At 73.0% G+C, this 26,097-nt stretch carries 23 protein-coding genes and 1 pseudogene; 14 read left to right on the top strand and 10 right to left on the bottom strand.

Features of this window, described 5'->3' with window-relative positions:
* Positions 1-349 precede the first annotated feature (349 nt).
* The gene (locus QUY26_RS01455) at positions 350-1,033 is read right to left on the bottom strand and encodes a helix-turn-helix transcriptional regulator (RefSeq protein ID WP_289943267.1); all 684 of its coding nucleotides are present in this window, start codon (positions 1,031-1,033) and stop codon (positions 350-352) included.
* A gap of 441 nt (positions 1,034-1,474) precedes the next feature.
* Between QUY26_RS01455 and QUY26_RS01460 the strand changes: the two genes are divergently transcribed.
* Together QUY26_RS01460 and QUY26_RS01465 are read left to right on the top strand one after the other, a co-directional pair.
* The gene (locus QUY26_RS01460) at positions 1,475-2,107 is read left to right on the top strand and encodes a hypothetical protein (RefSeq protein WP_289943268.1); all 633 of its coding nucleotides are present in this window, start codon (positions 1,475-1,477) and stop codon (positions 2,105-2,107) included.
* Positions 2,107-3,327, top strand: coding sequence for an MAB_1171c family putative transporter (locus tag QUY26_RS01465; protein ID WP_289943269.1), 1,221 nt, complete (start codon positions 2,107-2,109; stop codon positions 3,325-3,327). The genes QUY26_RS01460 and QUY26_RS01465 overlap by 1 nt, the downstream gene beginning before the upstream one ends.
* An 88-nt stretch (positions 3,328-3,415) precedes the next feature.
* On the opposite strand, the pseudogene QUY26_RS01470 reads toward QUY26_RS01465, so the two are convergent.
* Positions 3,416-3,559: pseudogene (locus QUY26_RS01470) on the bottom strand (TetR/AcrR family transcriptional regulator); the annotation flags it as partial.
* A gap of 224 nt (positions 3,560-3,783) precedes the next feature.
* Positions 3,784-5,283 (bottom strand): MFS transporter, encoded by a 1,500-nt coding sequence (locus tag QUY26_RS01475; RefSeq protein WP_289943270.1) that lies wholly within the window; start codon positions 5,281-5,283, stop codon positions 3,784-3,786.
* Between the two features lie 114 nt (positions 5,284-5,397).
* Between QUY26_RS01475 and QUY26_RS01480 the strand changes: the two genes are divergently transcribed.
* Positions 5,398-5,829: a MarR family winged helix-turn-helix transcriptional regulator gene (locus tag QUY26_RS01480; protein ID WP_289943271.1), complete on the top strand. Its 432-nt coding sequence runs from the start codon at positions 5,398-5,400 to the stop codon at positions 5,827-5,829.
* A 77-nt stretch (positions 5,830-5,906) separates the two neighbouring features.
* Here QUY26_RS01480 and QUY26_RS01485 read toward each other — a convergent pair whose 3' ends face one another.
* Positions 5,907-6,683, bottom strand: coding sequence for an IclR family transcriptional regulator (locus QUY26_RS01485; protein WP_289943272.1), 777 nt, complete (start codon positions 6,681-6,683; stop codon positions 5,907-5,909).
* Between the two features lie 217 nt (positions 6,684-6,900).
* Between QUY26_RS01485 and QUY26_RS01490 the strand changes: the two genes are divergently transcribed.
* From QUY26_RS01490 to QUY26_RS01530, 9 genes are all read left to right on the top strand, one after another.
* On the top strand, positions 6,901-8,055 hold the full coding sequence (locus QUY26_RS01490; RefSeq protein ID WP_289943273.1) for a mandelate racemase/muconate lactonizing enzyme family protein: 1,155 nt from the start codon (positions 6,901-6,903) through the stop codon (positions 8,053-8,055).
* 158 nt (positions 8,056-8,213) lie between these two features.
* Positions 8,214-9,206: a zinc-dependent alcohol dehydrogenase gene (locus tag QUY26_RS01495; protein WP_289955384.1), complete on the top strand. Its 993-nt coding sequence runs from the start codon at positions 8,214-8,216 to the stop codon at positions 9,204-9,206.
* Positions 9,207-9,359: 153 nt separating this feature from the next.
* Complete coding sequence (locus QUY26_RS01500; RefSeq protein WP_289943274.1) at positions 9,360-10,328, top strand: hypothetical protein; 969 nt, start codon at positions 9,360-9,362, stop codon at positions 10,326-10,328.
* Positions 10,329-10,331: 3 nt separating this feature from the next.
* Positions 10,332-11,435: a multiple monosaccharide ABC transporter substrate-binding protein gene (chvE, locus tag QUY26_RS01505; protein WP_289943275.1), complete on the top strand. Its 1,104-nt coding sequence runs from the start codon at positions 10,332-10,334 to the stop codon at positions 11,433-11,435.
* 74 nt (positions 11,436-11,509) lie between these two features.
* A complete protein-coding gene (gene mmsA, locus QUY26_RS01510) occupies positions 11,510-13,057 on the top strand; it encodes a multiple monosaccharide ABC transporter ATP-binding protein (protein WP_289955385.1) in 1,548 nt (515 codons plus the stop codon).
* A gap of 8 nt (positions 13,058-13,065) precedes the next feature.
* The gene (gene mmsB, locus QUY26_RS01515) at positions 13,066-14,295 is read left to right on the top strand and encodes a multiple monosaccharide ABC transporter permease (RefSeq protein WP_289943276.1); all 1,230 of its coding nucleotides are present in this window, start codon (positions 13,066-13,068) and stop codon (positions 14,293-14,295) included.
* Positions 14,296-14,425: 130 nt separating this feature from the next.
* On the top strand, positions 14,426-14,548 hold the full coding sequence (locus tag QUY26_RS01520; protein WP_289943277.1) for a hypothetical protein: 123 nt from the start codon (positions 14,426-14,428) through the stop codon (positions 14,546-14,548).
* A complete protein-coding gene (locus QUY26_RS01525) occupies positions 14,545-14,916 on the top strand; it encodes a hypothetical protein (protein ID WP_289943278.1) in 372 nt (123 codons plus the stop codon). The genes QUY26_RS01520 and QUY26_RS01525 overlap by 4 nt, the downstream gene beginning before the upstream one ends.
* A gap of 22 nt (positions 14,917-14,938) precedes the next feature.
* Positions 14,939-15,154 (top strand): hypothetical protein, encoded by a 216-nt coding sequence (locus QUY26_RS01530; protein WP_436840244.1) that lies wholly within the window; start codon positions 14,939-14,941, stop codon positions 15,152-15,154.
* Positions 15,155-15,156: 2 nt separating this feature from the next.
* Here QUY26_RS01530 and QUY26_RS01535 read toward each other — a convergent pair whose 3' ends face one another.
* Positions 15,157-15,822 (bottom strand): GntR family transcriptional regulator, encoded by a 666-nt coding sequence (locus QUY26_RS01535; RefSeq protein ID WP_289943279.1) that lies wholly within the window; start codon positions 15,820-15,822, stop codon positions 15,157-15,159.
* Between the two features lie 147 nt (positions 15,823-15,969).
* Positions 15,970-17,586, bottom strand: a complete 1,617-nt coding sequence (locus tag QUY26_RS01540; protein ID WP_289943280.1) for a PLP-dependent aminotransferase family protein — start codon at positions 17,584-17,586, stop codon at positions 15,970-15,972.
* A gap of 28 nt (positions 17,587-17,614) precedes the next feature.
* On the opposite strand from QUY26_RS01540, the gene QUY26_RS01545 reads away from it, so the two are divergent.
* Together QUY26_RS01545 and QUY26_RS01550 are read left to right on the top strand one after the other, a co-directional pair.
* The gene (locus tag QUY26_RS01545) at positions 17,615-18,214 is read left to right on the top strand and encodes a LysE family translocator (protein ID WP_289943281.1); all 600 of its coding nucleotides are present in this window, start codon (positions 17,615-17,617) and stop codon (positions 18,212-18,214) included.
* 106 nt (positions 18,215-18,320) lie between these two features.
* Positions 18,321-19,013: a B3/B4 domain-containing protein gene (locus tag QUY26_RS01550; protein WP_289943282.1), complete on the top strand. Its 693-nt coding sequence runs from the start codon at positions 18,321-18,323 to the stop codon at positions 19,011-19,013.
* Between the two features lie 15 nt (positions 19,014-19,028).
* Here QUY26_RS01550 and QUY26_RS01555 read toward each other — a convergent pair whose 3' ends face one another.
* The 4 genes from QUY26_RS01555 to QUY26_RS01570 all read right to left on the bottom strand — a co-directional run bounded on the left by QUY26_RS01555 (position 19,029) and on the right by QUY26_RS01570 (position 26,093).
* Positions 19,029-20,051 carry a LacI family DNA-binding transcriptional regulator gene (locus QUY26_RS01555; RefSeq protein ID WP_289943283.1) on the bottom strand — a complete coding sequence of 341 codons (1,023 nt, stop codon included), beginning with the start codon at positions 20,049-20,051 and terminating at the stop codon, positions 19,029-19,031.
* Positions 20,052-20,146: 95 nt separating this feature from the next.
* Entirely contained in the window at positions 20,147-20,998 is an 852-nt protein-coding gene (locus tag QUY26_RS01560; protein ID WP_289943284.1) for an ROK family protein, read from the bottom strand.
* On the bottom strand, positions 20,998-22,740 hold the full coding sequence (locus tag QUY26_RS01565; RefSeq protein ID WP_289943285.1) for a class I mannose-6-phosphate isomerase: 1,743 nt from the start codon (positions 22,738-22,740) through the stop codon (positions 20,998-21,000). Before QUY26_RS01565 ends, QUY26_RS01560 begins: the two co-directional genes overlap by 1 nt.
* An 80-nt stretch (positions 22,741-22,820) precedes the next feature.
* A complete protein-coding gene (locus tag QUY26_RS01570; RefSeq protein ID WP_289943286.1) occupies positions 22,821-26,093 on the bottom strand; it encodes a glycoside hydrolase family 38 C-terminal domain-containing protein in 3,273 nt (1,090 codons plus the stop codon).
* Positions 26,094-26,097: the final 4 nt, after the last annotated feature.

The raw sequence follows: 26,097 nt of genomic DNA on the forward strand, positions 1-26,097 counted from the left end.
AATCCCCGAGAACGACGCCGCAGTTGGGCGGGCACCCAAGGTACGGCGACGCGACACGAAGGCCGATCGGGGTATGAGCAGAACCGATGACTCGCTGTCGGGCTTCCCCCGCCCCCACGCGGGAACCCCGAAATCAGGTCATGCGGACGAATGGAACGTCCGGGCAGGCTTCGTTCCCCGTCAGAGCCGGCCTGCCCCCGGCCCTGGCGTGAGACAGATCCTGATGCACTATCACAGGCGGTGTCAACGATTGAGAACGATGCATGTCATGGGCGTGCGCCTCGAATGAACCCGCGAAGGCGCCGCCCCGGCCTTCCTGATGCACCACAACGCGCGTAGCGCGCCCGCTCTACGGACGCCGGCCACCGCCCTCCGGGCCGCCGCCCGGTTTACGTCCCTGAATCACCTTGACCAGCTCGTCCAGGGCCGGGAGCAGGTCCCGCAGCGTGTCGATCTGAGCGCCGTCCGCCGTGCTGCGCAGGGCCACCGAACGCGCGCCCAGCTCCTGCAGGACCGCGCGCGTGGCGAGTTTCGGCAGGTCCTCGTTGACCATCCGGCGCAGGTAGGCGATCAGCGCGGCGCCCTCGGTGCGGGAGCAGAAGCCCTCCGGCACCCGGAAGAAGAGCTCCAGGCGCGCCGCGTGGTCGTGGTTCGCGCCGCGTTCGCCGTTGAGCAGGTTCGACACGTGCTGCGCCGAGATGCCCGTCGCCCGCGAGATCTCCCGCAGGCCGTAGGGCTCCTTGCCTGCGGGGGTCTCCTTGAGCCGGGTCCGCTGCAGGAAGCGCAGGCGCTGCTGGAACAGCGCCTTGCGGAAACCCTCCCGCGCGTTCTTCTCCCGGGGCTCCTCCTCGGGGAGTTCACCGCCGAGCAGGGCGCGCACCCGCTCCGGCTCGATGCCGGTCGCCCGGGAGATGAGCACGACGTCCAGCAGGCGGCCGCGCGAGGTGCCGAGACGCAGGGCGTAGGCGTCCACGTCGGCGAGGAGACGGGCGATCTCGTGTCCGGGCGCCGGCTGGTGGTCGGCTGCGTTCACCTGAAGGTCTCCATGGGCCACGGAACTCGTTGGGGCGCCCTGAGAGTATCCGCCTCACCCGTCCCCGGCCAGCGTCGTCTTCAATTGTTGACACGGGGTCCGGCCGTACAGTGTTCGCCCTCAGGCCGGAGCCACCGCCCGACCAGCGCCGGGGTCCAAATTCCGGACGGTCGGCGTCCGTTGGCTGACACGCGGTGCCGCCGAACCGTTACGCCACCGGCCTGATACTGTCCCTGCGCAGGTCAGCGGGCACACGCCCGCCACGTAGGGAGCGGGGAGCGTGAACGGCCTATGAGAGGCGCCAGCACACGGGCACAGAACCCGTGTCTCGCGGAACCGGAACGAAGAGCGGCGACGGCACGACGGGCTCGAAGAGCCGTGCCGCCACCGGGCGTCGGGTGCGCCCGGGTCGGCACCGGACCGAGCCGGGAGAGCTGACCCGTGCTGTCCGTCGGCGCCCCCGGCGGGTTGCGCCGCATCGGCAGGGCGCCCGTCGCCGACGTCTCCCACCGCATCCGCTCCGCCGTGCGCAAGCGCCGTGCCTGGGCACGGGCGCGGCGGCGGGCCATCCGCATCATCCACGACGACCTGGGGCTGCGGCCCGGCCAAGGGCTGCAGACACTCCTCGACACCGTCGCCCACGAGCGCGGCCGGACCATCACCGTCCAGAAGCTTCCCCTGCCCGCGCACATCAGCGGGTTCTGCGTCCAGGGCGAAGCCGAGGACACCATCGTCATCACCGCCAACACCAGCGAACGCCAAGGGCTGCACGTCCTGTTGCACGAGTTGTACCACCTGCTGAGCGCACACCCCGCGGACGTCGACCCGCACGCGCTCACCGCCTGCGACCTCCTCGAACCGCACCTCGTCGCCGAGCAGATGCCCTCACTGCCCGCCGACGTGGTGCGCGAGGTGCTGACCCGGCCCGTGCAACTGCGCACCGGCTACGAGGAGGACGAGGAGTGGTCGGCGGAGGTGTTCGCCACCGTCGGCATGCTGATGCTGTCCCTCGATGACGACGACGGCCACACCGCACCGCTCACCTCCTTCACCAACCGGCGTTCCGGCCTGTGATGTGGCACGCGACCCTGACCGCGGTCAGCCTGACCGCCGCGGCCCTCGCCCTGTGCCTGGCGCTCGGCAAGGCGCTGGCCGCCCGGCGCGAACCGGCGGTCCTGCTCAAGGTCTCCGCGTCGTCGCTGTTCCTCGCGGGCGTCATCTTCCTGCTGGCCACGCCCGCTGTGTACCGGGCCGTCGACACCACGTTCGGCGCGCCCCACCTGTCGGCGCTGCTCGTGAACACCGTGGGGCTCCTGTGCGTCGGCCACGCCCACCTGATGTCGGTCCTGTGGCAACCCGGGCAGGCGACGGGCACCGCGTCGCACCGCACGGTCCTCGCCTGGGCCCCGTTCTACGCTGCCACGGTCGCCGCCATGACGGTCCTCTACGCCCGGGCCGACCCGGGCGGCGAGGCGCGCCCCCTGCTCTTCGCACCGGACTACGTGCGCACTCCGGACGCGGTGGCGTTCCACCTCGTGTACTTCGCCATGCTGACCGCCGCCGTCACGAGCACCGCGCGGCGCTGCCGTGCGCTCCTGGCCTCGCAGGGCCCGCGGCTCACACCCGAACTGCGGCAGTGCGTCCATGGGTTCGCACTCGCCGTCGCCCTGGACATGCTCCACGTCCTCTGCGTCCTGACGGCGATGGCAGGCGCGGCGGGCGGCATGCGTCTCGAGGGCTTCGCCGAGGCCGCGTGGCTGACCACCGCCGTCAGCGGTCTGGTCGCCAACTACAGCCTGGTCCGCCTCTCCTTCACCGCGCGCAGGCGGGAGCGGCGCGACTACCAGGCGCTGCGCCCCCTGTGGCAGACCGTCGTGCGCGCCGACCCGCAGCTCGTCCTCGCCCCCGGCCTCCTCTGGGGCGGCTGGGACACCCGGATCGCCCTGTCCCGCAGGCTCGTCGAGATCCGTGACGGCGCCCGCAGCCTGAGCCCCTGGATGAGCAGCGCGCCCGCCCGCGCCGTGGACCAGCTGGCCCGGCGCGGGTTCGTCGGCTTCGACCTCGTGGCGGCGCAGGCGGCGGCGACCCTCCTGTACGCCGCCGAGGCGCGCGGCCGGGGACTGCCGCCCGCCGACACCGACATGCTGCTCGCCGCACTGCCCGGGGAGGACGTGCCCGCGGCCGCGGAACGCGCGCATCTGGTGCTTGTCGCGCGCCACCTGAGCCATCCGGTGGTGCTTGAGGCGCTGGTGCACGCGCGACGGACGGTGGCGGCCTCGCAGGTGCGGAGGTAGGGGCGGCGGACGGCGCCGGGTGCGGGAGGCGCCGCTCGGCGGGCCCGGCCCGGGCGCGGCGGGCCCGGCCCGGGCGCGGCGGGCCGGCTCAGTGGCGGCGGACGACCGCCTCGTCCAGGAGCGGCCCCAGCTCCCGTGCCGCCGTCGTCAAGGCGCGGACGCCCCCTTCGGCGCGGGCGATCAGGAGGGCGCCCTCGACCGCGCTGATCATGACCGTGGCGAGCGCGTCTGCTCCGGGCGATCGAGGCCCGCACGGACGCGCTCGGCACGGCCGGGTAGCGGGACGGCCGGGTAGCGGGACACGCCGGGCAACGGGACACGCCGGGCAACGGGACGCGCCGGGCAGCGGCGCCTCGGCTCGGGCTCGGCCCGTCCGGACGACGAACGGCGTGAGGCCCGGCCGCCTCCGGGGTGGCCGGGCCTCATGCCGAAGCCGCTGCGAACGCTTCGGGCGGTTCAGACCCCGGCGCGCTCCGGCGTCTCGGCGGACTCGGAGGACTCCGCCCTCTTCCGCAGCACGGGCGTACGCGGCGCGTGGGCCGCCTTGAGGCCGAGCAGGGAGACCGCCGCGACCAGGACGAAGGCCGCTCCGGCGATGGCGAAGCTCAGCGTGAACTGGCTCTCCTCGGGCAGCGCGGGCATTCCCGCCGGGAGCTCGATGGTCTTCGAGGCGAGCAGGGAGGTGATCGTGGCGCTCGCGATGGCGCTGCCGACCGAGCGGGAGATGGAGTTGATGCCGTTGGCGATGCCCGTCTGGTGGGCGGGAACGCTGGCGACGATGAGCGCGGGCATGGCCGCGTACCCGAAGCTGATCGCCAGGCCGACGACCATGCCCGCGCCGATCACCGAGGCGGTGGTGCCGTGCGCCAGGGTGAGCCAGGCGAAGCCGGTGACGCCGAAGGCGGCGCCGAGGGCCAGCGTGACGCGAGCCCCGATCCGGCGGACCAGGACGCCGCCGAACTGGGCGCCCACCAGCGAGACGAGGGTGGTCGGCAGGAGGTAGACGACCGAGGCGTCGAGCACCGAGGCGCCGAAGCCGTAGCCCGCCAGTTGCTCGGGCATCTGCACCAGGTACGAGACGCCGATGAACTGGGCGAACATCGCGAAGCCGAGGAGCAGGCCGGCCAGGTTGGTGAAGAGCACGGGGCGGTGCGTGAACATCTCCATGTCCACCATCGGCTCCTTCACCTTCTTCTCGGTGAACACCCACACACCCGCCATCACGACGGCGGCGGCGAAGCTGCCGAGCACACGTCCGGACGTCCAGCCCCACTCATGGCCCTGCGAGATCGGCAGGAGCAGCAGGACCAGGAGGGCAGCGAGGGTGAGCGCGCCCAGCCAGTCGGTGCGGCCGCCCGTCTTCGAGCGCGAGGCGGGCACGACGAAGAGCACGCCGACGAGCGCCACCACGGCGAGGACGACCGCGAGCCAGAAGACCCGGTGGTAGTCGGGGTCCGAGCCCTGCGTGAGCAGGCCCGCGCCCACCAGGGCGAGGCCGCTGCCGAACGCGAGCGTGCCGCTGACCAGGGCCATCGCGCCGTGGAGCTTCTCCGGCTTGATCTCCTCACGCAGCACCGACAGCGCGAGCGGGAAGATCGCGGTCGCCGCGCCCTGCATCACACGGCCGACGATGAGCCAGGTCAGGGAGGTCGTGGTGGCGGCGAGCACCGAGCCCGCGATCATCACGAGCAGCACGCCGACCAGGGTCGGCTTCTTTCCGTGCATGTCGCCGAAGCGGCCCAGGAGGGGCGTGAAGACGGCGGCGGACAGCAGCGTGGCCGTGGTCACCCAGCTGACGTTGGCGGTGGTGGCGTCCAGCTCGCTCTGGATGATGCCGAGGATCGGGACGACCAGCGTCTGCATCATCGAGACGACCATGGCGGCCAGCCCGAGCACCAGGACGACCGCGGTCTGCCCGGAAGCCCGTGCGGGGGCCGCGTGCTGTGCGTGAGACACGGAAACTCTTTCCCAACTACTTAAGAACCTAGATGCTTGAAAACTTCAAGTAATGCTTTTACGGTAGACATCAATATTTGAGATGGTCAAGTTTCTGGGCGTAAGGTGGATCACATGCCAGGACCCCCGCGCGTCGGCACGGGCCAGCTCATGGAGCTGCTCTCGGTGTCGCTAGGCGCCTACTACGGCGATTTCACGGCCGCGGCCGCCCGCGAGAACCTCACGGCGAGCCAGGCCAAGACCCTCACCGTGCTGCGCCGTGGCCCCGCCGCGATGCGCGTGCTCGCCGAGACGCTGGCCTGCGACGCCTCGAACATGACGGGAATCGTGGACCGCCTCGAGAAGCGCTCCTTGGTCCGCCGCGAGCCGAGCCCCGGCGACCGCCGCGTCAAGAACGTCGTCCTCACCCCCGAGGGCGAGCAGGCCATCGACACCATCCGCGCCAACATGCACACGACGACGGCGGGCCTGGCCACACTCGACGACGAGGACCGGGCGACGCTGTACGCCCTGCTCGGCCGGGTGTTCACGGTCAAGGAGAGCTAGGGCCCGTCCGGCGGATCCTCACGGGCGAGGAGAGCCAGGCGTCGCCTGACTCGGGTCGGGCAGCCCTCGGGGCGCCCTCAGCGGCCGCCACCCCTGTACCCCAGGCGCGCCGAGAGGTCCGCCGCGCCCTTGGCGGCCAGGTCGGCCAGCTCCGGTTCACGGGACTCGGTCCAGCGGATCATGGGGACCGAGATGGACAGGGCGGCGACGACGCGGCCCGAACCGTCGCGGACGGGGGCCGCGACGCAGCTGACGTCCGGGTTGGACTCACGGTGTTCGGTGGCGATGCCGCGCGCGCGGATGTCGGCGAGGACGGCGTGCAGCGCCTCGGGGTCCGTGATGCTGTCGTGGGTCATCGCGACGAGCTCCCCCTCCTCGTCCATGCGCAGGGCGAGCTCTTCGGGCGGCAGTGAGGCGAGCAGCATCTTGCCGACCGAGGTGCAGTGCGCGGGGAGCCTGCGGCCCGCGGCGGAGACCATGCGGACGGCGTGCGTGGAGTCGACCTTGGCGATGTAGATGACGTCCAGGTCCTCCAGGATCGCGACGTGCACCGTCTCGTCGCAGGTCTCGGCGACCTCCCGGGCCACCCGCTGCCCCTCGGCGGCGAGGTCGAGCTGCTCCGCGTACCGGCTGCCGAGCTGGTAGGTGCGCACCCCGAGGCGGTAGCGGCCCGGCTGCTCCGGCACGGACACCAGGTAGGAGCGGGCTGCGAGGGTGGTGACCAGCTCGTGCACGGTCGTGCGCGGCAGTTGGAGCTTGCGGGTGATGTCGGGCGCCGAGAGCGTGCCATCGCCCTCCAGGAACAGTTCGAGCACGTCCATCGCCCTGGTCACCGCGGGAACGAGTCGTCCCATGCCGCTCACCCACCCCTTGCCGTTCGAAACTCCGGTCACTGACCGGTATCACGAACACAGGCTAGCCACACCGCCGTTCACCCGGCAATGATCCGGCGGAATCGAGCGGCGCGCGACCCATTGACACCCTCCGCACGGCCTGAATACGGTCGCGCCACTATTTCGAACGTGTGTCGAAATCTCGAACAAGCTCTACGGAGAGTAGGGGTCAACTGCCGTGCGCATCACGGGAATCAGCACTCATGTCGTCGGGACGCCCTGGCGCAATCTGACCTATGTGCTCGTCCGCACCGACGAAGGCCTCACCGGGGTCGGCGAGACCCGCATGCTCGGCCGCACCGACGCGCTCGTCGGCTATCTGCGTGAGGCGGAGGCGAACCACATAGCCGGCTCGGACCCGTTCGCGGTCGAGGACCTCGTGCGCCGGATGAAGTACGGCGACTACGGGCGGGCCGGGGAGATCGTGATGTCCGGCATCGCCGTCGTCGAGACGGCCTGCTGGGACATCAAGGGCAAGGCTCTCGGCGTCCCGGTGTGGCAGTTGCTCGGGGGCAAGGTCACCGACCGGGTCAAGGCGTACGCGAACGGCTGGTACACCACCGAGCGCACCCCGGAGGCGTACCACAAGGCGGCCGCGGAGGTCGTGGCCCGCGGCTACCGCGCCCTGAAGATCGACCCGTTCGGGACCGGGCACTTCGAGCTCGACCACGAGCGCAGCGCCTACGCCGTGTCGCTGATCGAGGCCGTGCGGGACGCGATCGGGCCCGACGTCGAGCTGATGCTGGAGATGCACGGCCGCTTCAGTCCGGCGACCGCGGTGCGCCTGGCACGGGAGCTGGCGCCGTACCGGCCCGCCTGGCTGGAGGAGCCGGTGCCGCCGGAGAATCTGAAGGCCCTCAAGAAGGTCGCGGACAAGGTGGAGCTGCCGATCGCGACGGGCGAGCGGATCCACGACCGGATCGAGTTCCGCGAGCTGTTCGAGTCCCAGGCCGCCGACATCATCCAGCCCGACCTCGGCCACATCGGCGGCATCCTGGAGACCCGCAAGCTCGCCGCGACCGCCGAGACCCACTACGCGCTGGTGGCCCCGCACAACGTCGGCGGTTCGGTGCTCACCGCCGCCTCGCTCCAACTCGCCGCCTGCACCCCGAACTTCAAGGTCCTGGAGCACTTCAACGACTTCGCCGACGCGGAGATCAAGAAGGTGGTGCGCGGCGCGCCCGAGGTCGATCCGGAGACGGGATGCTTCGCGGTCTCCCACGAGCCCGGCCTCGGGGTGGAGTTCGACCCGGACGCGGCCGCCGCGTTCCCGCAGCAGCAGGCCCGGTTCGACCTGTGGGCCGAGGGCTGGGAGCAGAGGTCGCCGAAGTGAGGGGACCGAGCACGGCCGGGGGTACGGTTCCCCCGCGCGCGGCCGATGTCGAGGGCGCCGCTTTCCCGCCCGCCGTCGATGCCCGGTCGGCGGCCCCCTCGCGCGCCGCCGACGCCGCCCCCGGCACTCCCCCGGCGGGCCCGAGCCGCTCGCTCGTCGTGCCCCGGCCCGGCGCGCACCGCCTGGTCCACGGCGAGGTGCCGGTGCCCGGCCCCGGCGAGGTGCTGGTCCGGGTCGCCGCCGCCGGGATCTGCGGGAGCGACCGGGAGGTGTACGACGGCCACCGGGACGCCGCCTACGTCCGCTATCCCGTCGTGCCGGGACATGAGTGGTCCGGCACGGTCGAGGCGGTCGGGGCGGGGGTCGACGCGGGGCTCGTGGGCCGCGGGACCGTCGCCGAGGGGTTCCGCGCGTGCGGGGTGTGCGAGCGCTGCCGGAGCGGCGAGACCAACCTGTGCACGGGCGGGTACGCCGAGACCGGGTTCACCGAGCCGGGTGCGTTCGCCGACCATCTGACCGTCCCCGCGCGGCTGTTGCACCCGCTGCCGGACGACGCCGACCTGCGGGCCGCGGCTCTGCTGGAGCCGGCCGCCGTGGTCGCCGCGGCGGTGCGGACCGGACGGCCGCGGCCCGGGGAGCGCGTCGCGGTGGTCGGCGCGGGCACGCTGGGGCTGCTCGCGGTGCAGTTGCTCGCCGCCTCGAACCCCGCCGAGCTGATCGTCATCGACCGCCGGGCCACGCGCGGGGCTCTGGCCCTCACGTGCGGCGCGAGCGCGGCCCTCCTACCGGACGTGGCGGCCGGCCGCCACGGGCGTTACGACCTGGTGGTGGAGACCGCGGGGGCGCCGTCGACCGCCGCCTCCTCGTGTCTGCTGGCGCGCCGTGGCGGCCGGGTCGTGCTCACGGGGATGTTCGCCCCGGGTGCGGCGGGGATCGATCCGGTGCATCTGTCGCTGAGCCAGCTGGAGCTCCGTTCTGTCTTCGGGGCGCCCTCCTCGGCCTGGTCGGACGCGGTCCGCGCGTTCGGACTCGGGCTGCTCGACCCGGCGCCGCTCATCACGCACGAGTACCCCCTGGAGCGCTTCGCCGAGGCCGTCGCGCTGGTCGGGTCCGGCGATCCGACGGTGGGCAAGGTGCTCCTGCGCCCCTAGACGGTGGCGGTCCGGCTCACGAACGCACCGCGCGCCGTCGGCCCGGCGCGCCCTTGACCGCCCTGCCTGCCCGTCCTTGATCTCCGGACAGGCTTCCCGTCCGCCCGCACATCCGACCAGCGTCCGAAATATCGAACCGCATGAAGGAGCTCCATGACCGCCCACCCCAGCCCCCGGCGCCCCGGCGCCGCCGCCCTCGCCCGCATCGGCCACCCCACGCCCCGCAGCGACCCTGCCGACACCTCGCCGCACGCGTTTCCCGACGGCGGCACCTGGCGCACCGAAGTCCCGTCCGTGGAGGGCCCGGAGGCCCTGGCCGCCGTCCTCAAGGAGAGCGCGCGCTGGGACGTGCCCGTGCACCGCATCAGCCAGGGCAGCGGCGTCTGGATGCTCACCGACGACGAGATCACCGAGATGGTCGACGCGTGCGCCGAACGGGACATCGAGCTGTGCCTGTTCACCGGCCCGCGCGGCACCTGGGACATCGGCGGCTCCACCCGCACCGACTCCGGCGGCGCCGGTCTTCGCGCCCGCGGCCACGACGCGCTCGCCGGGTGCGTCGAGGACGCCCTGCGCGCCACGGCGCTCGGGGTGCGCTGCCTGCTGGTCGCCGACGAGGGCGTCCTGTGGTTGCTGCACCGGCTGCGGGTCGCGGGCCAGTTGCCCGCCACCACCACGCTGAAGCTGTCCGCGCTCACGGGGCCGGTCAACCCCGCCTCGTACGCCGTCTACGAGCGCCTGGGCGCCGACTCCCTCAACGTGCCGTCCGACCTGACCACGGAGCACCTCACCGAGATCCGGCGGATCAGCCGCGCGCCGATGGACATGTACATCGAGGCGCCCGACGACCTCGGCGGCTACGTCCGCATGTACGAGACGGCCGAGCTGATCCGGCGCGGCGCTCCGCTCTACCTCAAGTTCGGGCTCAGCAAGTCGCCCGGCATCTACCCCTACGGCGCCCATCTGCGCGAGCACACCCTCGCCACCGCCCGCGAACGGGTGCGGCGCGGCCGGCTCGTGCTCGACCTGCTCGCCCGGCACGGTGCCGCCGACGGCATGTCGCCGCTCGGCTCCCGGCTCCCCGGCGAGCTGAGCCGCTTCCCCGTCCCGGAAGGGAGCTGAGCCGTGCGCACCCGCACCCTCCTCACCTCGGCGAGCGCCGTGCTGCTCGCCGTCTGCCTCACCGCCTGCGGCCAGGAGGCCCGGGGCGGCAGCCGCTACCGGCCCGACGACGGCAAGGGCGGCACCATCGGCCTCGCCATGCCCACCAAGGCCTCGGAGCGCTGGATCGCCGACGGCAGGAACATGGCCGAACAGTTCAAGAAGGCCGGGTACGAGACCGATCTGCAGTACGGCGATGACAAGGTCGAGAACCAGGTCGCCCAGCTCGAGAACATGATCACCAAGGGGCACCGGCTCCTGGTGGTCGCCGCGATCGACGGCTCGGCGCTCACCGACGTGCTCGCCCGCGCCCACGACGCGGGCATCCCCGTGATCTCGTACGACCGGCTCATCCTCGGCACCGCGCACGTCGACTACTACGCCTCGTTCGACAACGAGCGGGTCGGCGAGCTCCAGGGGCAGTACATCGTCGACCGCCTCGGCCTCGGCGAGCCCGCGAGGGGCGCGGACGAGAAGTTCAACGTCGAGCTGTTCGCGGGCTCACCGGACGACAACAACACCAAGTACTTCTGGAACGGCGCCCTGAAGGTCCTGAAGCCCTATCTGGACAGCGGGCAACTCGTTGTGCGCAGCGGGCAGAAGAGGATGAGCCAGGCCACGACGCTGCGCTGGGACGGCGGCACCGCGCAGAAGCGCATGGACGACCTGATCAGCAAGAACTACGGCGACCGCAAGGTCGACGCGGTGCTCTCCCCGTACGACGGCATCTCCATCGGTGTCATCTCCGCCCTCAAGAGCGCGGGTTACTCCGGGAAGGACCTGCCGGTCGTCACCGGGCAGGACGCCGAGCTCGCGTCGGTGAAGTCCATCATCCGCGGCGAGCAGACCCAGACCGTCTTCAAGGACACCCGCGAACTCGCCGCGCAGGCCGTGCGGATGGGCGACGCGGTCCTGAACGGCAGGAAGCCGAAGGTCAACAACACCACGGACTACGACAACGGCGAGAAGACCGTGCCCGCCTTCCTCCTCAAGCCCGTCAGCGTCGACCGGAAGAACACCGATCTGCTGGTGCGCGAGGGGTACTTCACGGCGGGACAGCTGAGGTGAGCGGGGCGGCCGACGGGCACAGGAGCGCTGACGTGAGCGGTCCCACGGCCGAGGCGAGCGGTCCCGTCCTGGAGATGCGCGGCATCACGAAGACGTTCCCCGGCGTCACCGCGCTCCGCGACGTGAACCTGACCGTGCGCCCCGGGGAGATCCACGCCGTCTGCGGGGAGAACGGCGCGGGCAAGTCGACGCTGATGAAGATCCTCAGCGGCGTCCATCCGCACGGCAGCTACGACGGTGAGATCCGCTTCGAGGGCGCTCCTGTGGCCCTCAAGGACATCCGGGCCGCCGAGCGGCGCGGGATCGTCATCATCCACCAGGAGCTGGCCCTGGTGCCGTATCTGTCGATCGCCGAGAACATCTTCCTCGGCAACGAACGCACCACGGCACGCGGCCTGATCGACTGGAACACCACCCTGCGCGAGGCGGCCCGGCTCCTGGAGCGCGTGGGCCTGCGCGACAAGCCGCAGACGCCCGTCGCCGACCTGGGCGTCGGCAAGCAGCAGTTGGTGGAGATCGCGAAGGCGCTCGCCAAGGAGGTCAGGCTGCTCATCCTCGACGAGCCGACGGCCGCGCTCAACGACGAGGACAGCGCGCAGCTGCTCCGCCTGATCCTGGAGCTGCGCGCGCAGGGCATCGCGTGCGTCGTCATCTCCCACAAGCTGGGCGAGATCCGCCGGATCGCGGACACGGTGACCGTGCTGCGCGACGGCCGGACGATCGAGACGCTCACCGTCCGCGACTTCCCCGCCGCCGAGCCCCGGCTCTCGGAGGACCGCATCATCCGCGGCATGGTCGGCCGCGACCTCGACCACCGCTTCCCCGACCGCACCCCCTTCGAGGGCCATCGCGACATCGCCCTGGAGGTACGCGGCTGGACGGTGCGCCACCCGGTCGACCACCAGCGCAAGGTCGTCGACGACGTGTCGCTGACCGTGCGCCACGGCGAGATCGTCGGCATCGCGGGCCTGATGGGCGCGGGCCGCACGGAGCTCGCCATGTCCGTCTTCGGGCGCTCGTACGGGATCTACGTCTCGGGCAGCGTCGCCGTCGACGGGCGCGAGGCGGTGACGAGGACCGTGCCGCGCGCGGTCGCGGCCGGGATCGCGTACGTCACGGAGGACCGCAAGCGCTACGGCCTGAACCTCATCGACACCATCAACCGCAACATCTCCCTGGCCTCGCTGCCCGGGATGCGCCCGCAGGGACCGGGCGGGCGCGGCTTCGTCGACGAGCACCACGAGCGGGCCGTCGCCGAGCGCTACCGCGCCACCATGAACATCAAGGCGCCCACCGTCTTCGAGCAGGTGGGCCGGCTCTCGGGCGGCAATCAGCAGAAGGTCGTCCTGAGCAAGTGGATCCACGCCGACCCCAAGGTGCTGATCCTCGACGAGCCGACGCGCGGCATCGACGTCGGCGCGAAGTACGAGATCTACACGGTCGTCGACCGGCTCGCCGCCCGGGGCAAGGCCGTGCTGCTCATCTCCTCCGAACTGCCCGAGCTGCTCGGCATGTGCGACCGGATCTACACCATGGCCGAGGGCCGCCTGACCGGCGAGGTCCACCGCGGCGAGGCCACCCAGGAAGTGCTGATGCGCCAGATGACCAAGGACAGAGGCTGAGGCCCGCCATGACCACCACGACCACCCCGCCCCAGGACTCCGCCGCGGCCCCGCCCCCGGCGCGCTCGGCGCGCGAGCTGCTCCTGGAGAGCGCCCGCGCCAACATGCGCCAGTACGGCATGCTCATCGCCCTGGCCTTCATCGTCGTCCTGTTCCAGATCTGGACCGACGGCACGCTGCTGCTTCCGAACAACGTCTCCAACCTGATCCAGCAGAACGGCTACATCCTCATCCTGGCCATCGGCATGATGATCGTCATCATCGCGGGCCACATCGACCTGTCCGTCGGCTCGTTGGTCGCCTTCGTCGGCGCGATGGCGGCGGTGATGATGGTCAAGCACGACCTGCCGTGGGTCCTGGCGCTGGTCCTGTGTCTGCTGATCGGCGCGGTCGCCGGTGCCTGGCAGGGCTTCTTCATCGCCTATCTCGGCATCCCGTCGTTCATCGTCACCCTCGCCGGGATGCTGGCGTTCCGCGGGCTCACCCAGATCGTCCTGGAGGGGCAGTCGCTCGCGCCGTTCCCCGACGGCTTCCAGAACATCGCCAAGGGCTTCATCCCGGAAATGGGCCCCTACACCCAGTACCACAACCCCACGCTCGTGCTCGGTCTCGCCGCGGTCGTCCTGCTGCTGTGGCGCGAGTGGCGCGACCGCAAGCGGCAGTCGGCGTACGACCTCGATCCGCTGCCGAGGGGCCTGTGGGCGGCCAAGTGCGTGGCGATCACGGCCGCCGTCACCGCCTTCACCCTCACGCTCGCCAGCTTCCACGGCGTGCCGGTCGTGATGCTCATCATGTGCGGTCTGCTGATCCTGCTCGGCTACGTGATGCGCAACGCGGTCGTCGGCCGCCATGTGTACGCGCTCGGCGGCAACAAGGCCGCGGCCAAGCTGTCCGGCGTCAAGGACCGGCGCGTCACCTTCCTGGTGTTCGTGAACATGGGCGTCCTCGCGGCGCTCGCGGGCTGTGTGTACGCGGCCCGGCTGAACGCGGGCACCCCGCAGGCGGGCCTGAACTTCGAGCTGGAGGCGATCGCCGCGGCGTTCATCGGCGGTGCCTCGATGAGCGGCGGTGTCGGCACCGTGATGGGCGCCGTCATCGGGGGCCTGGTCCTCGGCGTCCTCAACAACGGCATGTCGCTGGTCGGCATCGGCACGGACTACCAGCAGGTGATCAAGGGGCTCGTGCTGCTCGCCGCGGTCGGCTTCGACGTCTGGAACAAGCGGAAGATCGGCCGCTAGGCGCAGGGGCGCCGGAGGCTTGGTGACACGGCTGAGGGGCGCTCTCGGCGCGCGCACCGCGTCGCCCTCGCCCGCCGGCCCTGTTCCGCACGCGGTCCGACTCACAGGATCGGTCTACCATCGCGTCCTGGTGACGGCACAACCCGTCGACCGGGCTTTCACCGGCCGCCGTCTCGTCGAGGTGTACCTGCACCGCGCGGACGCGGCAGGCATGGTGGGCGTGGCCGACACAGGAGAGACAGGGAGCAGATGACGCTGAAGGCAGGCCAGCGGGTGGTGCTGGCAGCGGACACCCGGCTGACCGAATCGGCCGAGGTGTCGGGGGTAGTCGTCGGGTTCCTGTCCCTCGCGGCGGGCACCGGCGGGACCGTCGAGCAGGTGGTCGGCCACCAGGATGTGGGCCACGACGTGCGCGAGTACGAGCGGCTCAAGTCGCTGCTCGACGCGTTCGGGTCCGCGATGCCCACGGAGAGCAGGAGGCAGCTCGAAGAGAAGGTCGGCTCCCTGGAACCCGCGTGGACCGCCTTCCAGGAGCAGGGGCCCCGCGTGCGCGTGCGGGTCCGCTTCGACAACGGATTCATCCTCGACGGGGCCCACGAGGACATCTTCGTCCCTGTCTGAGGGCGCGCCCCGGGTCAGACCGGTGGCCGGCCTCGCTGCCCGGGCCGACGCCCGCAAGTGGCACTACGCCGTGCTCGCCTGGCTGCCGGACCTCGGCCCCGGCAGCCAGGCGAGCCTGAGCGGGCGCACCGGCGTCTACCGCAGCGACATGGTCGGCGTCCTCAACGAACTGGCCGAACGCGACCAGTTCACGCGGTTGCTCACCCGCCTCCTCGACCACCACACCCAGGCGTCCTGACATCACAGCCGCCCGCCTTCCTCCCCGCCCGCCCTGTCCTGGGGAAACGCGCGCTCCACGAACGACGCGATGTGCGCGTGCAGGGCGCTCGCCGCGCCGTCGGCGTCACCCGCCAGGGCGAGCCGCAGGATCTCGCGGTGCTCGGCGGCCTCGCGGTGCCAGGACGGCTCGGCGGCCCAGGCGACCGCCGACACCAGCGCGGCCTGGTCGCGGACCTCGTCGAGCAACCGCCCGAGCAGCGGGTTGCCGCACGGCAGGTACAGGGCACGGTGGAAGTCCCTGTTGGCGAGGGAGCGTTCGGCGGTGTCCGCGGCCCCGTCGGCACGGGCGAGCGCCTCGCCCGCCGCGTCCAGGGCCGCCCCGCCGCGCACCGTGCGCCGCAGCGCCTGCGGTTCGAGGAGCAGCCGCACGTCGTAGACCTCGCGGGCCATGTCCGCGTCCACCGTGCGCACCGTGGCGCCCTTGAACTGGCTCATCACGACGAGCCCGGTCCCGGCCAGTGTCTTCAGCGCCTCGCGCACCGGCGTCTTGGACACCCCGAACGACTCGGCGAGTTCCGTCTCGACCAGGGGCTGCCCAGGCGTCAACTGCCCGGTGAGGATGCGGTGCTTGATCGCCTCCTGCACGAACTGGGTGCGGGAGGGGATCGGTACGGGCACGGAGGTCATGCCTGCCTCTCGGCTCTCACGTATGACGTCTCATATACGACGTACGAAGGGACGCGTCGAAGGTAGGAGCGGGGTGACGGTTCGTCAATGGGCCCCACGCAAGACGGCCCTCGGTGACCTGCTCCCTGCGCCGCCGCCGAGGCCCGCTCAGCGGAGCAGGTCGCCGAGGACGGTCACGCCCTCCCGGATGTCCGAGGGCGTGCTCGCCGCGTAGCCGAGCACGAGGCCGGGCCGCCCCGGGCGCTGGGCGTGCCAGGACAGCGGCTGCGCCTTGACGCCGCGCTCCAGGGCGGCCGCGGCGAGGGCGACGTCGTCGCAGCCGGGGTGGAGAGTGACCGTCAGGTGCAGGCCCGCCGCGGCGCCGTGGACGACGGCTCCCGGCAGCCGGTCGGCGAGCGCCGCGATCATGGCGTCCCTGCGGCCGCGGTGACGTCGGCGCAGGAACCGCAGGTGGCGCTCCAGCTCGCCGGACTCCATGAGGTGGGCGAGAACCAGCTGGGGCAGGGCCGCGTTGCCGAGGTCGGCGAAGCGCTTGGCGTCGACGAGGGCGTCGCGGTAGCGGCGCGGGGCGAGCAGCCAGCCCACGCGCAGGGCGGGCGCGAGGAGCTTGGAGACGCTGCCCGCGTACGCGACGTGGTCGGCGAGGGTGGAGCGCAGCGCGGGCACGGGCGGGCGGTCGTAGCGGTGCTCGGCGTCGTAGTCGTCCTCGATGATCAGGCCGCCGTCCCGGGCCCAGTCGGCGAGTTCGCGGCGCCGCTCGCCGTCGAGGACGACGCCGGTCGGGAACTGGTGGGCGGGGGTGAGCAGGGCGACGCGGGCTCCGGTGGCGCGCAGCGCGTCGACGCGGACGCCCCGCTCGTCGACGGGCACCGGCGGTGACTGGAGGCCGGAGTTGCGCAGGTGCTGCCGGATGCCGAGGGAGCTGGGGTCCTCCAGGGCGACCCGCGTGACGCCCTCGTCCTTGAGGACCAGGGCGAGCAGGCCGAGCGCCTGCGCGGTGCCCGCGACGATCAGCACCTCGTCCGGGTCGGCGGCGATCCCGCGGTTCTGGGCGAGCCAGCGGGCGACGGCGCGGCGCAGCGCCGGGGTGCCGCGCGGGTCGCCGTAGCCGAAGTCCGCCGGAACGAGTCCGGCGAGCACGGCGCGCTCGGCACGCAGCCACGCCGCCCGGGGGAAGGCGGCGAGGTCCGGCAGGCCCGGTGACAGATCGACGCGGGCGGGCGTGGCGCGCAGCGCGTCGAAGACGCCGGTGTCGAGGGGGTCCGCGAACAGCGCCCGCTCCCGCGACGCGACCTCGGGCGCCCCCGTCCGGCGCGCCGCAGGCCGCCGCCCGCCCGCGCGCCGCTCCCCCGTCCGATGCCCCGCCGCCCGGTCCTCCACCCGGAGCTCCGCCCGGCCGCGCCCTGCCCGGCTGTCCTCCGCGAGGCCGCCCTCCCTGGGTCGGGCCAGCGGCGCCGCCAGGACCACGGTCCCGCCCCGCCCCCGCCCCTCGACGTGCCCGTCCTCCGTCAGCCGCCGGTACGCCTCGGTCACCACACCTCGCGAGACGCCCAGCTCCTCGGCGAGCACCCGGGTGGCGGGCAGCCTGCTCCCGGGCGGCAGCAGCCCCTCGGCCACGGCTCGCCGGACCTGCCGGGCGAGCCAGTCCGACATCCCGCCCCTGGGAGCGTCAGCCGGATTCAACTGCAGGAAGTCGGAGGCGGCTCCGGTCGTGCCGACCACCGTTATGGACCTGTCGGAGGGAGATCCATTGGACCTGTTCATGGATCCATTGTGGCGGGAGAGTCAAGCCATGGAGTTCCTGCTGACCACGCTCGTCCTGACCGTGACCCCTGGCACCGGCGTGCTGTTCACCGTCGCGGCCGGTCTCTCCCGGGGCACCCGGGCCGGTCTCGTCGCGGCCGTGGCGTGCACCGTGGGCATCGTGCCGCACATGCTGGCCGCCCTCACGGGTGTCGCCGCGCTGCTCCACACCAGCGCCCTGGCGTTCCAGACGCTCAAGTACCTGGGGGTGGCCTACCTGCTCTTCATGGCGTGGAAGACGCTCCGCGACAACAGCGACCTCGCGGCCGAGCGGGACGGCGCGCCGCACTCCGTCTCCGACGTCATCACATCGGCCGTGCTGCTCAACCTGCTCAACCCGAAGCTCACCGTGTTCTTCTTCGCCTTCCTGCCGCAGTTCGTCGACAAGGACGAGCCCCACACCTTCCTGCGCATGGCCGAACTCAGCGCCGTCTTCATGCTGGTGACGCTCGTGGTGTTCGCCCTGTACGGGGTGTTCGCCGCGGCGGTGCGCGACCACGTGATCGGGCGGCCCCGGGTCATGGCCTGGGTACGGCGCGTCTTCGCGACCGCGTTCGCGGCGCTCGGCCTCAAACTCGCCCTCCTCTGAACCCCTTCACCCCACCGCCATCCACCGCCACTCCCCCAATCGCCCCCAACCGCCCCGTCCTGACCTCTCCCACCCCCCCTCCCGCCCCCTCCCGAACGGAACCACCGTGCACTTCCAGCATGCGAGCGACCTCTGGCAGGACTTCCCCCAGCTGGTCCCCGGGGTGATCTTCGCCCGGGGCATCACCGCCGACGTGTCGGTCGACCGGCCCGTCGCCGCGTTCGGCGCGGCCGCGGCCGAACGGCTCGCCGGCACGCAGGAGAGCGCCCTGCCCGAAATCCAGGCCTGGCGGCGCGCGTTCACCGCGATGGGCCTCAAGCCGACGCAGTACCGCTGTGCCTCCGAATCCCTCCTGCGCCGCTTCCGCAAGGAGGGCTCCCTGCCCCGCATCCACCCCCTGATCGACCTCTGCAACGCCGCGTCCCTCGCGTACGGCATCCCGGTCGGCGTCTTCGACGTCCCCCTCATCTCCGGTGACCTCGAAGTCCGGTACGCCGACGGGGACGAGGTCTACGAGACGTTCGCCGGTACGGAGGAGCACCCCGACCCCCGCGAGGTGATCTTCGCCGACGACGCCCGGCGGGCCCACGCCAGACGCTGGACCAACCGGCAGAGCGGCTACTCGGCGGTCCGAGACACCACGTCGGACGTCCTGATCATCGTGGAGGCGCTGCACGAGACCGCTCCGGCGGACGTGGCGAAGCTGATGGACGCGCTGACGGCGGAACTGCGCGCGGCCTGGGGCGTGGAGACCGCCTCGACGGTGCTGACCCGCTCGGCGCGGCGCTTCACGTTCTGAGGCCTCGCCGGTCGCTCACCTCCCGTACTCCACGAGCCCGGTGGGCAGCACCACACGCCGGTACGTGCCCGCTCCCCCGCCCCTGTGCTCCCGCACCCGCTCCATGAGCAGGCGCCCCGCGGTGCGCCCCAGCTCGTCGCTGTCGTACGTGACGAGGGTGAGCGGCACCCCCAGCGCGTCGGCGAGTTCGAAGTCGTCGAAGCCCGCGAGGGCGGTGTCCGTGCCGGTGGTCCGCAACGCCCGGAAGGCTCCTATGGTGTTGCGGTTGTTGGAGCAGAAGAGCGCGGTCGGCGGCTCGGGCAGGGCGAGGAGTTCGGTGGCGGCGCGCTCCGCCTCGGCCGGTTCGGTCTGGCCCTGGCGGACCAGGCGGGGGTCGGCGGGCAGGCCCGCGGCGGCGTGGGCGGCGTGGTAGCCGCGCAGCCGCTCGGTGCCCGTGTACACGGCGGGCGGTGAGCCGAGGAAGCCGACGCGGCGGTGGCCGTGCGCCAGCAGGCGGGCCGTGGCCGCGCGGGCGCCGCCGACGTCGTCGACCAGGACGCAGTCGGCGTCGAAGCCCTCGGGCGGGCGGCTGGCGAGGACCACCGGGACGCCCTCGGCCGCCGCGGCGGCGAGGTGGCGCTGGTCGGAGCCCGCGGGCACGGCGATGATGCCGTCGACACGCCGGGCCACCAGGTCGGCCACCAGGTCCCGTTCGCCCTCCAGGTCCTGGCCGGTGTTGCCGATGACCGTCTTCAGGCCGTCGGCCGCGGCGACGGAGTCGACGCCGAGGGCGAGCCGTGAGTAGAAGGGGTTGGCGAGGTTGGTGACGACCAGGCCGACCAGGCCCGTGCCGCGGCCGAGGCGGAGGCTGCGGGCCACCTCGTTGGGGCGGTAGCCGAGGGCGGCGGCGGCCGCGCGGACACGGTCGCGGGTGGCGGGCAGCACGCGCGGGTCGTCGCGCAGGACCCGGGACGCCGTCATCGCGCTGACCCCGGCCCGCTCGGCGACGTCGCGGAGGGTGGGGGGCTGCCCGGCCCTGGGGTCTCGTGGTGCGGGCATGGGGCTCGCGTTCCTCTCGTTCCTGCCGGCCCCGGGGGCGCGCTCCTCGCGTGCTCCGGCGGCTCGGTCCTTTGCGTACCCCCGTGGCCGGCCCCTCACCCCGTCCGCGCGTACACCCCGGCCCCCACCAGCGCCGCTTCCGTGCCCAGCGCGCCCGTCCGGACGGCGACCCGCGGGTTGGCCAACGCGCAGCGCAGCGGCGGCCCGACGAGGTCCCAGGACCGGGCGAGGCCCCCGCCCACCACGAGAGCCGTGGCTCCGAAGTCCCGCACGTACGGGGCGAGAACGCTGCCGAGCGTGGTGAGGGCCTCGTGCAGGACGCGGCCCGCGCGCGCCTCGCCCCCGCGCGCCCGCGCGGCGATGTCGTGGAGCTCCGCGCGGCGGTCACCGTAGCGGGCGAGAAGGGCCCGGCGCGACATCGAGTCCTCCAGCGGCCGCCCGCGCGCGGTCACCAGGTCGATGCGGCCGCACGGCGGCACCCCCGGTCCGTCGTGGCGCACCTCCCCGTCCACGAGGAACGCCGAGCCCACGCCCGTGCCCAGGGTGACGCCCACGCAACGCCGGTGCCCGCGCGCCGCCCCGGCCGACCACTCGCCGAGGGCGAAGGCATGGGCGTCGTTGAGGAACACGACGCCGCGGGGGCGCGGCCACACGCCGTCGAGCAGGACCGACCCCACGTCGATGCCGTACAGGTCCTCGAACTTGCCGACGCCTTCGAAGCGCGCGATGCCCCTGTCGTAGTCGAAGGGGCCCGGCACGGCGACACCCCACAGTTCGGCGGCGGGCGCGTCGATGCCGGTGGCGCAGCGCACCACCGTGCCGAGGACGTGCTCGGCGGTGCCGCGCGGATCGAGGTCCCGGCTCGCCCGGCGCAGCACGCGGGCCCGCCCGGGGTCGACGAGCGCGGCGGTCACGTGGCTGCCGCCGATCTCCAGGACGGCCCGCATCAGCGGCCCGCGTCCGGGCGGGACGGAGCCGGGCGGCACGCCTGCCCGGCCGCCGCGAGCGGCCGGACCAGCGCCTTCACCACCTTCGTCGCCCCGCCGCGCGCCGCGATCCGGTACGCGCCGACGGCGGCGGGAACGGTGAGGGTCTCCGCGTACGCGAGCGGGTGCCGGTCGCCCGCCTCCGTCAGGATCTCCACGCCCTCGCCCGCCACGACGTTCAGGACGTGGAAGCGGCCCGCGGTGTCGTCGTCGGCGACGGCGCCCGCATCCAGGGCGTACCGCCGTACTTCGTAGAACATCTCCGGCAGCGCTCCGATGACGTCCTCGTGCCAGCCCTCGCCCGCGCGCAGCAGGCGGGGCTCCTGGACGAGGTCGCGGGCGACGGCCTCGCCGCGCCGTTCGGTGTCGAGGTTGGCGAGGCCGTGTTCATAGGGGAGTTGGCGGGGGTTGCCGTCGGCGTCGGGGCGCAGCCAGTCGTAGAAGCGCAGGCTGTAGAGGTAAGGGGTGGCGCTGATCTCCAGGACCAGGTTTCCCGCGCCGCTCGCGTGCGGGGTGCCCGCGGGGATCATGAAGAGGCGGCCCTGTTCGGCGGGGAAGGTCAGGACGTGGTCCTCGGGGTCCATGGGCACGCCGTCCTGCGCGGCTTCCTCGATCTCCTTGCGGAACAGCTCGACGTCGGCGTCCTCGCGCAGCCCGAGGAAGACACGGCCGCCGGGGCCGCCGCGGGTCACGTAGTACGTCTCGTGCTGGGTGTAGGGCCAGCCGAACCGTTCGCGCATGTACCGCTCGCGGGGGTGGCAGTGCACGGACAGGTTCCCGCCGTCGACGGTGTCCAGGTAGTCGAACCGGATCGGGAAGGACGTGCCGAAGCGGGCGTGGACGTCGGGGCCGAGCAGTTGGTGGGGGTGCAGGACGCACAGGAGCTGGAAGGGGATCTCGGCCTGGACGCCCGGGCCCGCGCCGATGAGGACGCCCGATTCGGGGGCGATGAGTTCGTAGCCGAGGGCGGTGTTGCGGGCGCCGGGGTTGAAGCCGAGGACGCGCTGGGCCCAGTGGCCGCCCCACGGGGTCGAGTTGAAGTACGGGCGGGTGCGCACGGGCCGCCGGGCGAGGGCGCGGAGCGTCGCGCGCAGGCCGGGTCCGTCGACGTACACGGGGCGGTCCGGGTCCTGCGCGTCGAGCCAGGCGTCGACGCGTGGGGCGAGGGCGTCGCGGTGCCGGTCGAGCATCGGCCAGTCGATGTAGAAGAGGCGTCGGAGGTCGGGCGGTTCGCCGGGGAGCCCGAGGTTGTCCCCGTGGCCCGCGGCGACGGCGGCCTCCGCGTGCCGCTTGGGCACGTCCGCGTACCAGAGGCGGTCGTGCGGGACGAGCGCGGCGCCGGGGCCGTGCACGAGCAGCAGGCCGTCCGTGGGCGGGTCCGGCCAGGGGAGGGCGTCGAAGAGGTCGGTGAGGGGGTGGTGCGCGAGGGCGCGGTAGTACGGGTCGCCGCTGCCGTCGTCGGTGCGTCGGCGCACCTCGTCGGGCGGGGCGTGGTGCGCGGTCACGTCGAAGGTGTCCACGCGCACACCAAAGGCGGCGAGTTCGGCGGTGAGCCGGGCGGCGAGGAGGGGGAAGTCGACGGACGGCGGCCCGTCGACGGCGACCGTCGACGGGCCCCCGGGCAGCCGGGCGGCCACGGCGCGCCATCCGGCGGCCATCACGGCCCCCGGTGCCGGGCCGTAACGCGGGTCGAGCCGGTACACGCGTTCTCCTTCGTGCGGTGGTTCCTGCGGTGGTCCCGGGATGCTTCCCGCGCGGTGAGCGCCGTGCTGCGCGCGGTGGTTCAGGGGCGGACGAGAAGCAGGGCGGCGGTGGCGAAGGGCGGGACGGCGAGTGTCGTGGCCCAGTGGGTGCCGTTGACGTCATCCGCACCGGCCCCGGCGTCCACGCCGTCCCCGCGGTCGAGCGCGGCGCCCTTCGCGCCGAGGTAGTCCGCCCGGTACGCGGCGGCCACCGGGAAGCGGGCCAGGACCCGGCAGTCCACCGGCTCGTGCGCGAACGACTGCAGGCGCAACAGCACTTCACCGGGCCGGGGCACCGTCGCGCCGACGAGCCGCACCCGCGGGTCGTCGAGCTCGACGAAGGCGTGCGTCGCCGCGCCGGCGACGACCGGACCGCGCGCCCGCACCGCCCGCAGGGGCCGGCTGAACGCGGCGGCGGTGCGCGGCCCGAGCCCGTCGGCCGTGGGCGCGCACGCGAGGCTGTAGCGGAAGGTGACCTCGAAGCCCTGCTCGCTCGGGAAGTTGGTGTCCCACAGGTTGTTGTGGATCCAGGAGAAGACGGTGGCGGGTTCGTCGTGGCCCATCGTCCTCGGGAACGGCGCGTACGGCAGGGCGACGTTGCCGAACTGGACGAGCGGCGCGTCCTGCGAGGACCAGGCGACCGCGCACCCGTCGTCCGCGAGGGTCACCCAGCGGCGCACGGCCCGCATGTGGCGCGCGGATCCCGGCACCACCGGCAGGCCGGTGCCGGTGACGCCGCCGGAGGCCTCCATGCGCACGACCGGGTCGTCGAAGGCGAAGGGGAACGCGAAGTAGGCGCTCTCCTTGCCCAGGGTGCGGTCCTTGTCGAGGCGGTTCTCGATGTCGAGGCGGGGGACGCCGCGCGCCAGGGTCAGCGTGGTGCGCAGCCGGTTGGCGCCCGCCGGGCGGGTCTCGTAGGTGAGGGTCTCGGCGGTCGCCGTGGAGTGCCGGGCGATGAGGGCCGCGGGTGGGGCGACGGCCCGGGTCCCGAGGTGTTCGAGGCGGTCGGACGCGGTGGTGCGGCTGGAGTTGTGGTTGAAGCCACCGGCGGTGGTGTAGCTGTCGTGGAAGTAGCCGTTGAAGCCCACGACGGGGTCGGTGCGCACGAGTTCACGCCCGGTCGACTTGTCGATGACCGAGGCGATGCAGGCGCGCGCGAGGTCGACCCGGACGGCGAGGTGTTCGTTCTCCAGGAGCGTCGGGTGGGGGTGGGCGAGGGCCTGCGCGGCGGTGTCGGCGGGGTCCTCGCGCTCGGCGGTGCCGGTGGGGTTCCAGCCGGTGGCCGCCTGGGCGACGGCGGCCCCGGGGACGGTGCGGGCGTCGCCGCCGGTGTCGGTGCCGGACTCGGTGACCGGGTCGGTGCCGGCGTCGGTGACCGTGTCCGTGTCGGCGTCGACGAGCTCGACGCGTACCGAACCGGCGGCCGGCACCTCGTCGATCCGCACGACGAGGAACCGCCCCGCGTCCCGATGGTCGTCGTTCGTCTGCGCCCGCTCCTCGTGCGCGAGCCGCCGGTGGCTGCGGCCGTCCCGAACGGCCACAGCCCGCTCCAGCGGCACGCTGCTCTCCGGCAGGAAGATCCGCACGACGTCGGTGCGCGGCCAGGAGCAGGTGTTGACGACGTGGTACGTGGCGAGGGCGCCCGGCGCGGCGGCGAGCCGCTGGCCCAGCCGGGCGCTCGCCCGGTGAAGCAGCGACGTGCCGTCGTCGTGGGCGCGCAGGGCCTGCCCGTACTTCCAGTGCCACTGCTGCTCGCCGCTGTGCCCGCCCTCGTCGCCGTGGGTCCACGGGTCGCCGGCGCCCCAGGTGTGCTCGTCGAAGAGCGACACCGCTTCGTAGACCCCGGCGGCGTCACGCGTGTCGTCCTCGGCCCCCGTGGCGTCGAGGAGGGACGCGAACGCGCTGATGGTCTGGGCGTCGGCGACCGCGGACTGGGCGGTGCGGGACAGGGACAGCGGCTGGGCCCCCGCTCCCACCCCGTCGACCCACCAGTCGGTCCAGTCGCCTTCGAAGGTGGCGATCTCGTCGCCGATCCTGGCCTCGGCGTCGAGGAAGAAGTCCTCGTTGCGGGAGAGCCGCAGCCGGGGGTGGGCCCAGGTCTCGTTCCACCGCCGCACGGTGTCGGCGATGATGCGGCGCGGCGGCGCGTTGTCGCCGAACTTGCCCTGGACGCGCAGGTGCAGGACGTCCCAGGGGTAGGGCTCGCGCTTGATGTCCTCCTGGTCCATGGCCCAGCCGAAGATGCCGCCGCGGTAGGGGTAGGGGTGGCTCGCCAGGGAGGTCAGATAGGCGGGCAGCAGATCGTCGACGTCGGCGTAGGCGGTGTCGAAGCCGAGCAGCGGGCCCTCCATGTAGGCGAGGCCGTGCGGGGTGTCGGTCATCCACACCAGGACGCTGTTGCCGCTGGGCGCCCGCCAGCGGAAGAGCCTCGGCAGTCTCTCGCCGCCGACCAGGTGCGGCACCGAGCGGCCCGCCCAGTTGTGGGCGACGGACAGATAGCTGACGCCCGCCGCGGCGAGGGCGTCGATCAGGCCCACGACCGCGCCGGGCACGTCGGTCTGCATCGCGGAGGTGAAGCGCACGCCGTGGCGTACGCGGATGTCGTGGGCCAGGCGCAGGAGTTCGTGCAGCTCGTCGGTGGAGCAGGTCTCGGTGTGCAGGTTGAACGGCAGCGCCGTCAGCTCGATGCGGCCCTCCCCCACCCGGCGTATCAGCTCCTCGACCTGCTCCGCGGGCCGGGACTCGGCCCACTGCTTGAAGGACCACAGCGACTCCACGCACCAGCGGAACCGTGACTCGGCGGGCCAGTCGTCGGTGGTCCGCGTCAGTTCCAGGCACGAGTCGAGGTAGGACAGGTGCTCGTTGAGGACCTGCCCCTGCGGGTCGGTGTAGCCGATGTCGAGGTGCGAGTGGTGCACCAGGTGGATGGTCCACTGGCGCTGCGGCGCCAGGGCGACGCCGATGCCCTCGACGCCGCCGCCGGGCAGGGCGACGGTGACGCGGGTGGGCGCGGTGACGGCGGGCACGAGCAGCCGCACGGCGCGGCCGGGACCGGGGACCCGCTCGGTGCGCAGCGGCGTCCCCGATTCCGTGCGCACCTCCACGTCGCCGGGCACGGCTGACCCGTTGACCGGTTCGACGCGCAGCGACTGCAGCAGCGTCCCGTCGGCGGCGTGCCGCATCAGGGGCTCCTCGGTGAGCCTCAGCACGCGGCCGTTCAGCGCTCCCTCGGCGCTGACCACCCCGGCGCGCAGGCTCGCGCGGATGCGGTCGCTGTCCCAGTCGGTGGTGCGGACCAGGGCCCGTGTCGTCATGCGG

This window comes from Streptomyces flavofungini, assembly GCF_030388665.1.
Taxonomy (GTDB): domain Bacteria; phylum Actinomycetota; class Actinomycetes; order Streptomycetales; family Streptomycetaceae; genus Streptomyces; species Streptomyces flavofungini_A.

Bases quoted from the DNA above. Each gene is read 5' to 3' on its own strand.
- QUY26_RS01465 (WP_289943269.1), top strand. From the start codon at position 2,107: ATGTGGCACGCGACCCTGACCGCGGTCAGCCTGACCGCCGCGGCCCTC.
- QUY26_RS01480 (WP_289943271.1), top strand. From the start codon at position 5,398: ATGCCAGGACCCCCGCGCGTCGGCACGGGCCAGCTCATGGAGCTGCTC.
- QUY26_RS01485 (WP_289943272.1), bottom strand. From the start codon at position 6,683: ATGGGACGACTCGTTCCCGCGGTGACCAGGGCGATGGACGTGCTCGAA.
- QUY26_RS01500 (WP_289943274.1), top strand. From the start codon at position 9,360: ATGACCGCCCACCCCAGCCCCCGGCGCCCCGGCGCCGCCGCCCTCGCC.
- mmsA (WP_289955385.1), top strand. From the start codon at position 11,510: ATGCGCGGCATCACGAAGACGTTCCCCGGCGTCACCGCGCTCCGCGAC.
- mmsB (WP_289943276.1), top strand. From the start codon at position 13,066: ATGACCACCACGACCACCCCGCCCCAGGACTCCGCCGCGGCCCCGCCC.
- QUY26_RS01525 (WP_289943278.1), top strand. From the start codon at position 14,545: ATGACGCTGAAGGCAGGCCAGCGGGTGGTGCTGGCAGCGGACACCCGG.
- QUY26_RS01535 (WP_289943279.1), bottom strand. From the start codon at position 15,822: ATGACCTCCGTGCCCGTACCGATCCCCTCCCGCACCCAGTTCGTGCAG.
- QUY26_RS01540 (WP_289943280.1), bottom strand. From the start codon at position 17,586: ATGAACAGGTCCAATGGATCTCCCTCCGACAGGTCCATAACGGTGGTC.
- QUY26_RS01545 (WP_289943281.1), top strand. From the start codon at position 17,615: ATGGAGTTCCTGCTGACCACGCTCGTCCTGACCGTGACCCCTGGCACC.
- QUY26_RS01555 (WP_289943283.1), bottom strand. From the start codon at position 20,051: ATGCCCGCACCACGAGACCCCAGGGCCGGGCAGCCCCCCACCCTCCGC.
- QUY26_RS01560 (WP_289943284.1), bottom strand. From the start codon at position 20,998: ATGCGGGCCGTCCTGGAGATCGGCGGCAGCCACGTGACCGCCGCGCTC.
- QUY26_RS01570 (WP_289943286.1), bottom strand. From the start codon at position 26,093: ATGACGACACGGGCCCTGGTCCGCACCACCGACTGGGACAGCGACCGC.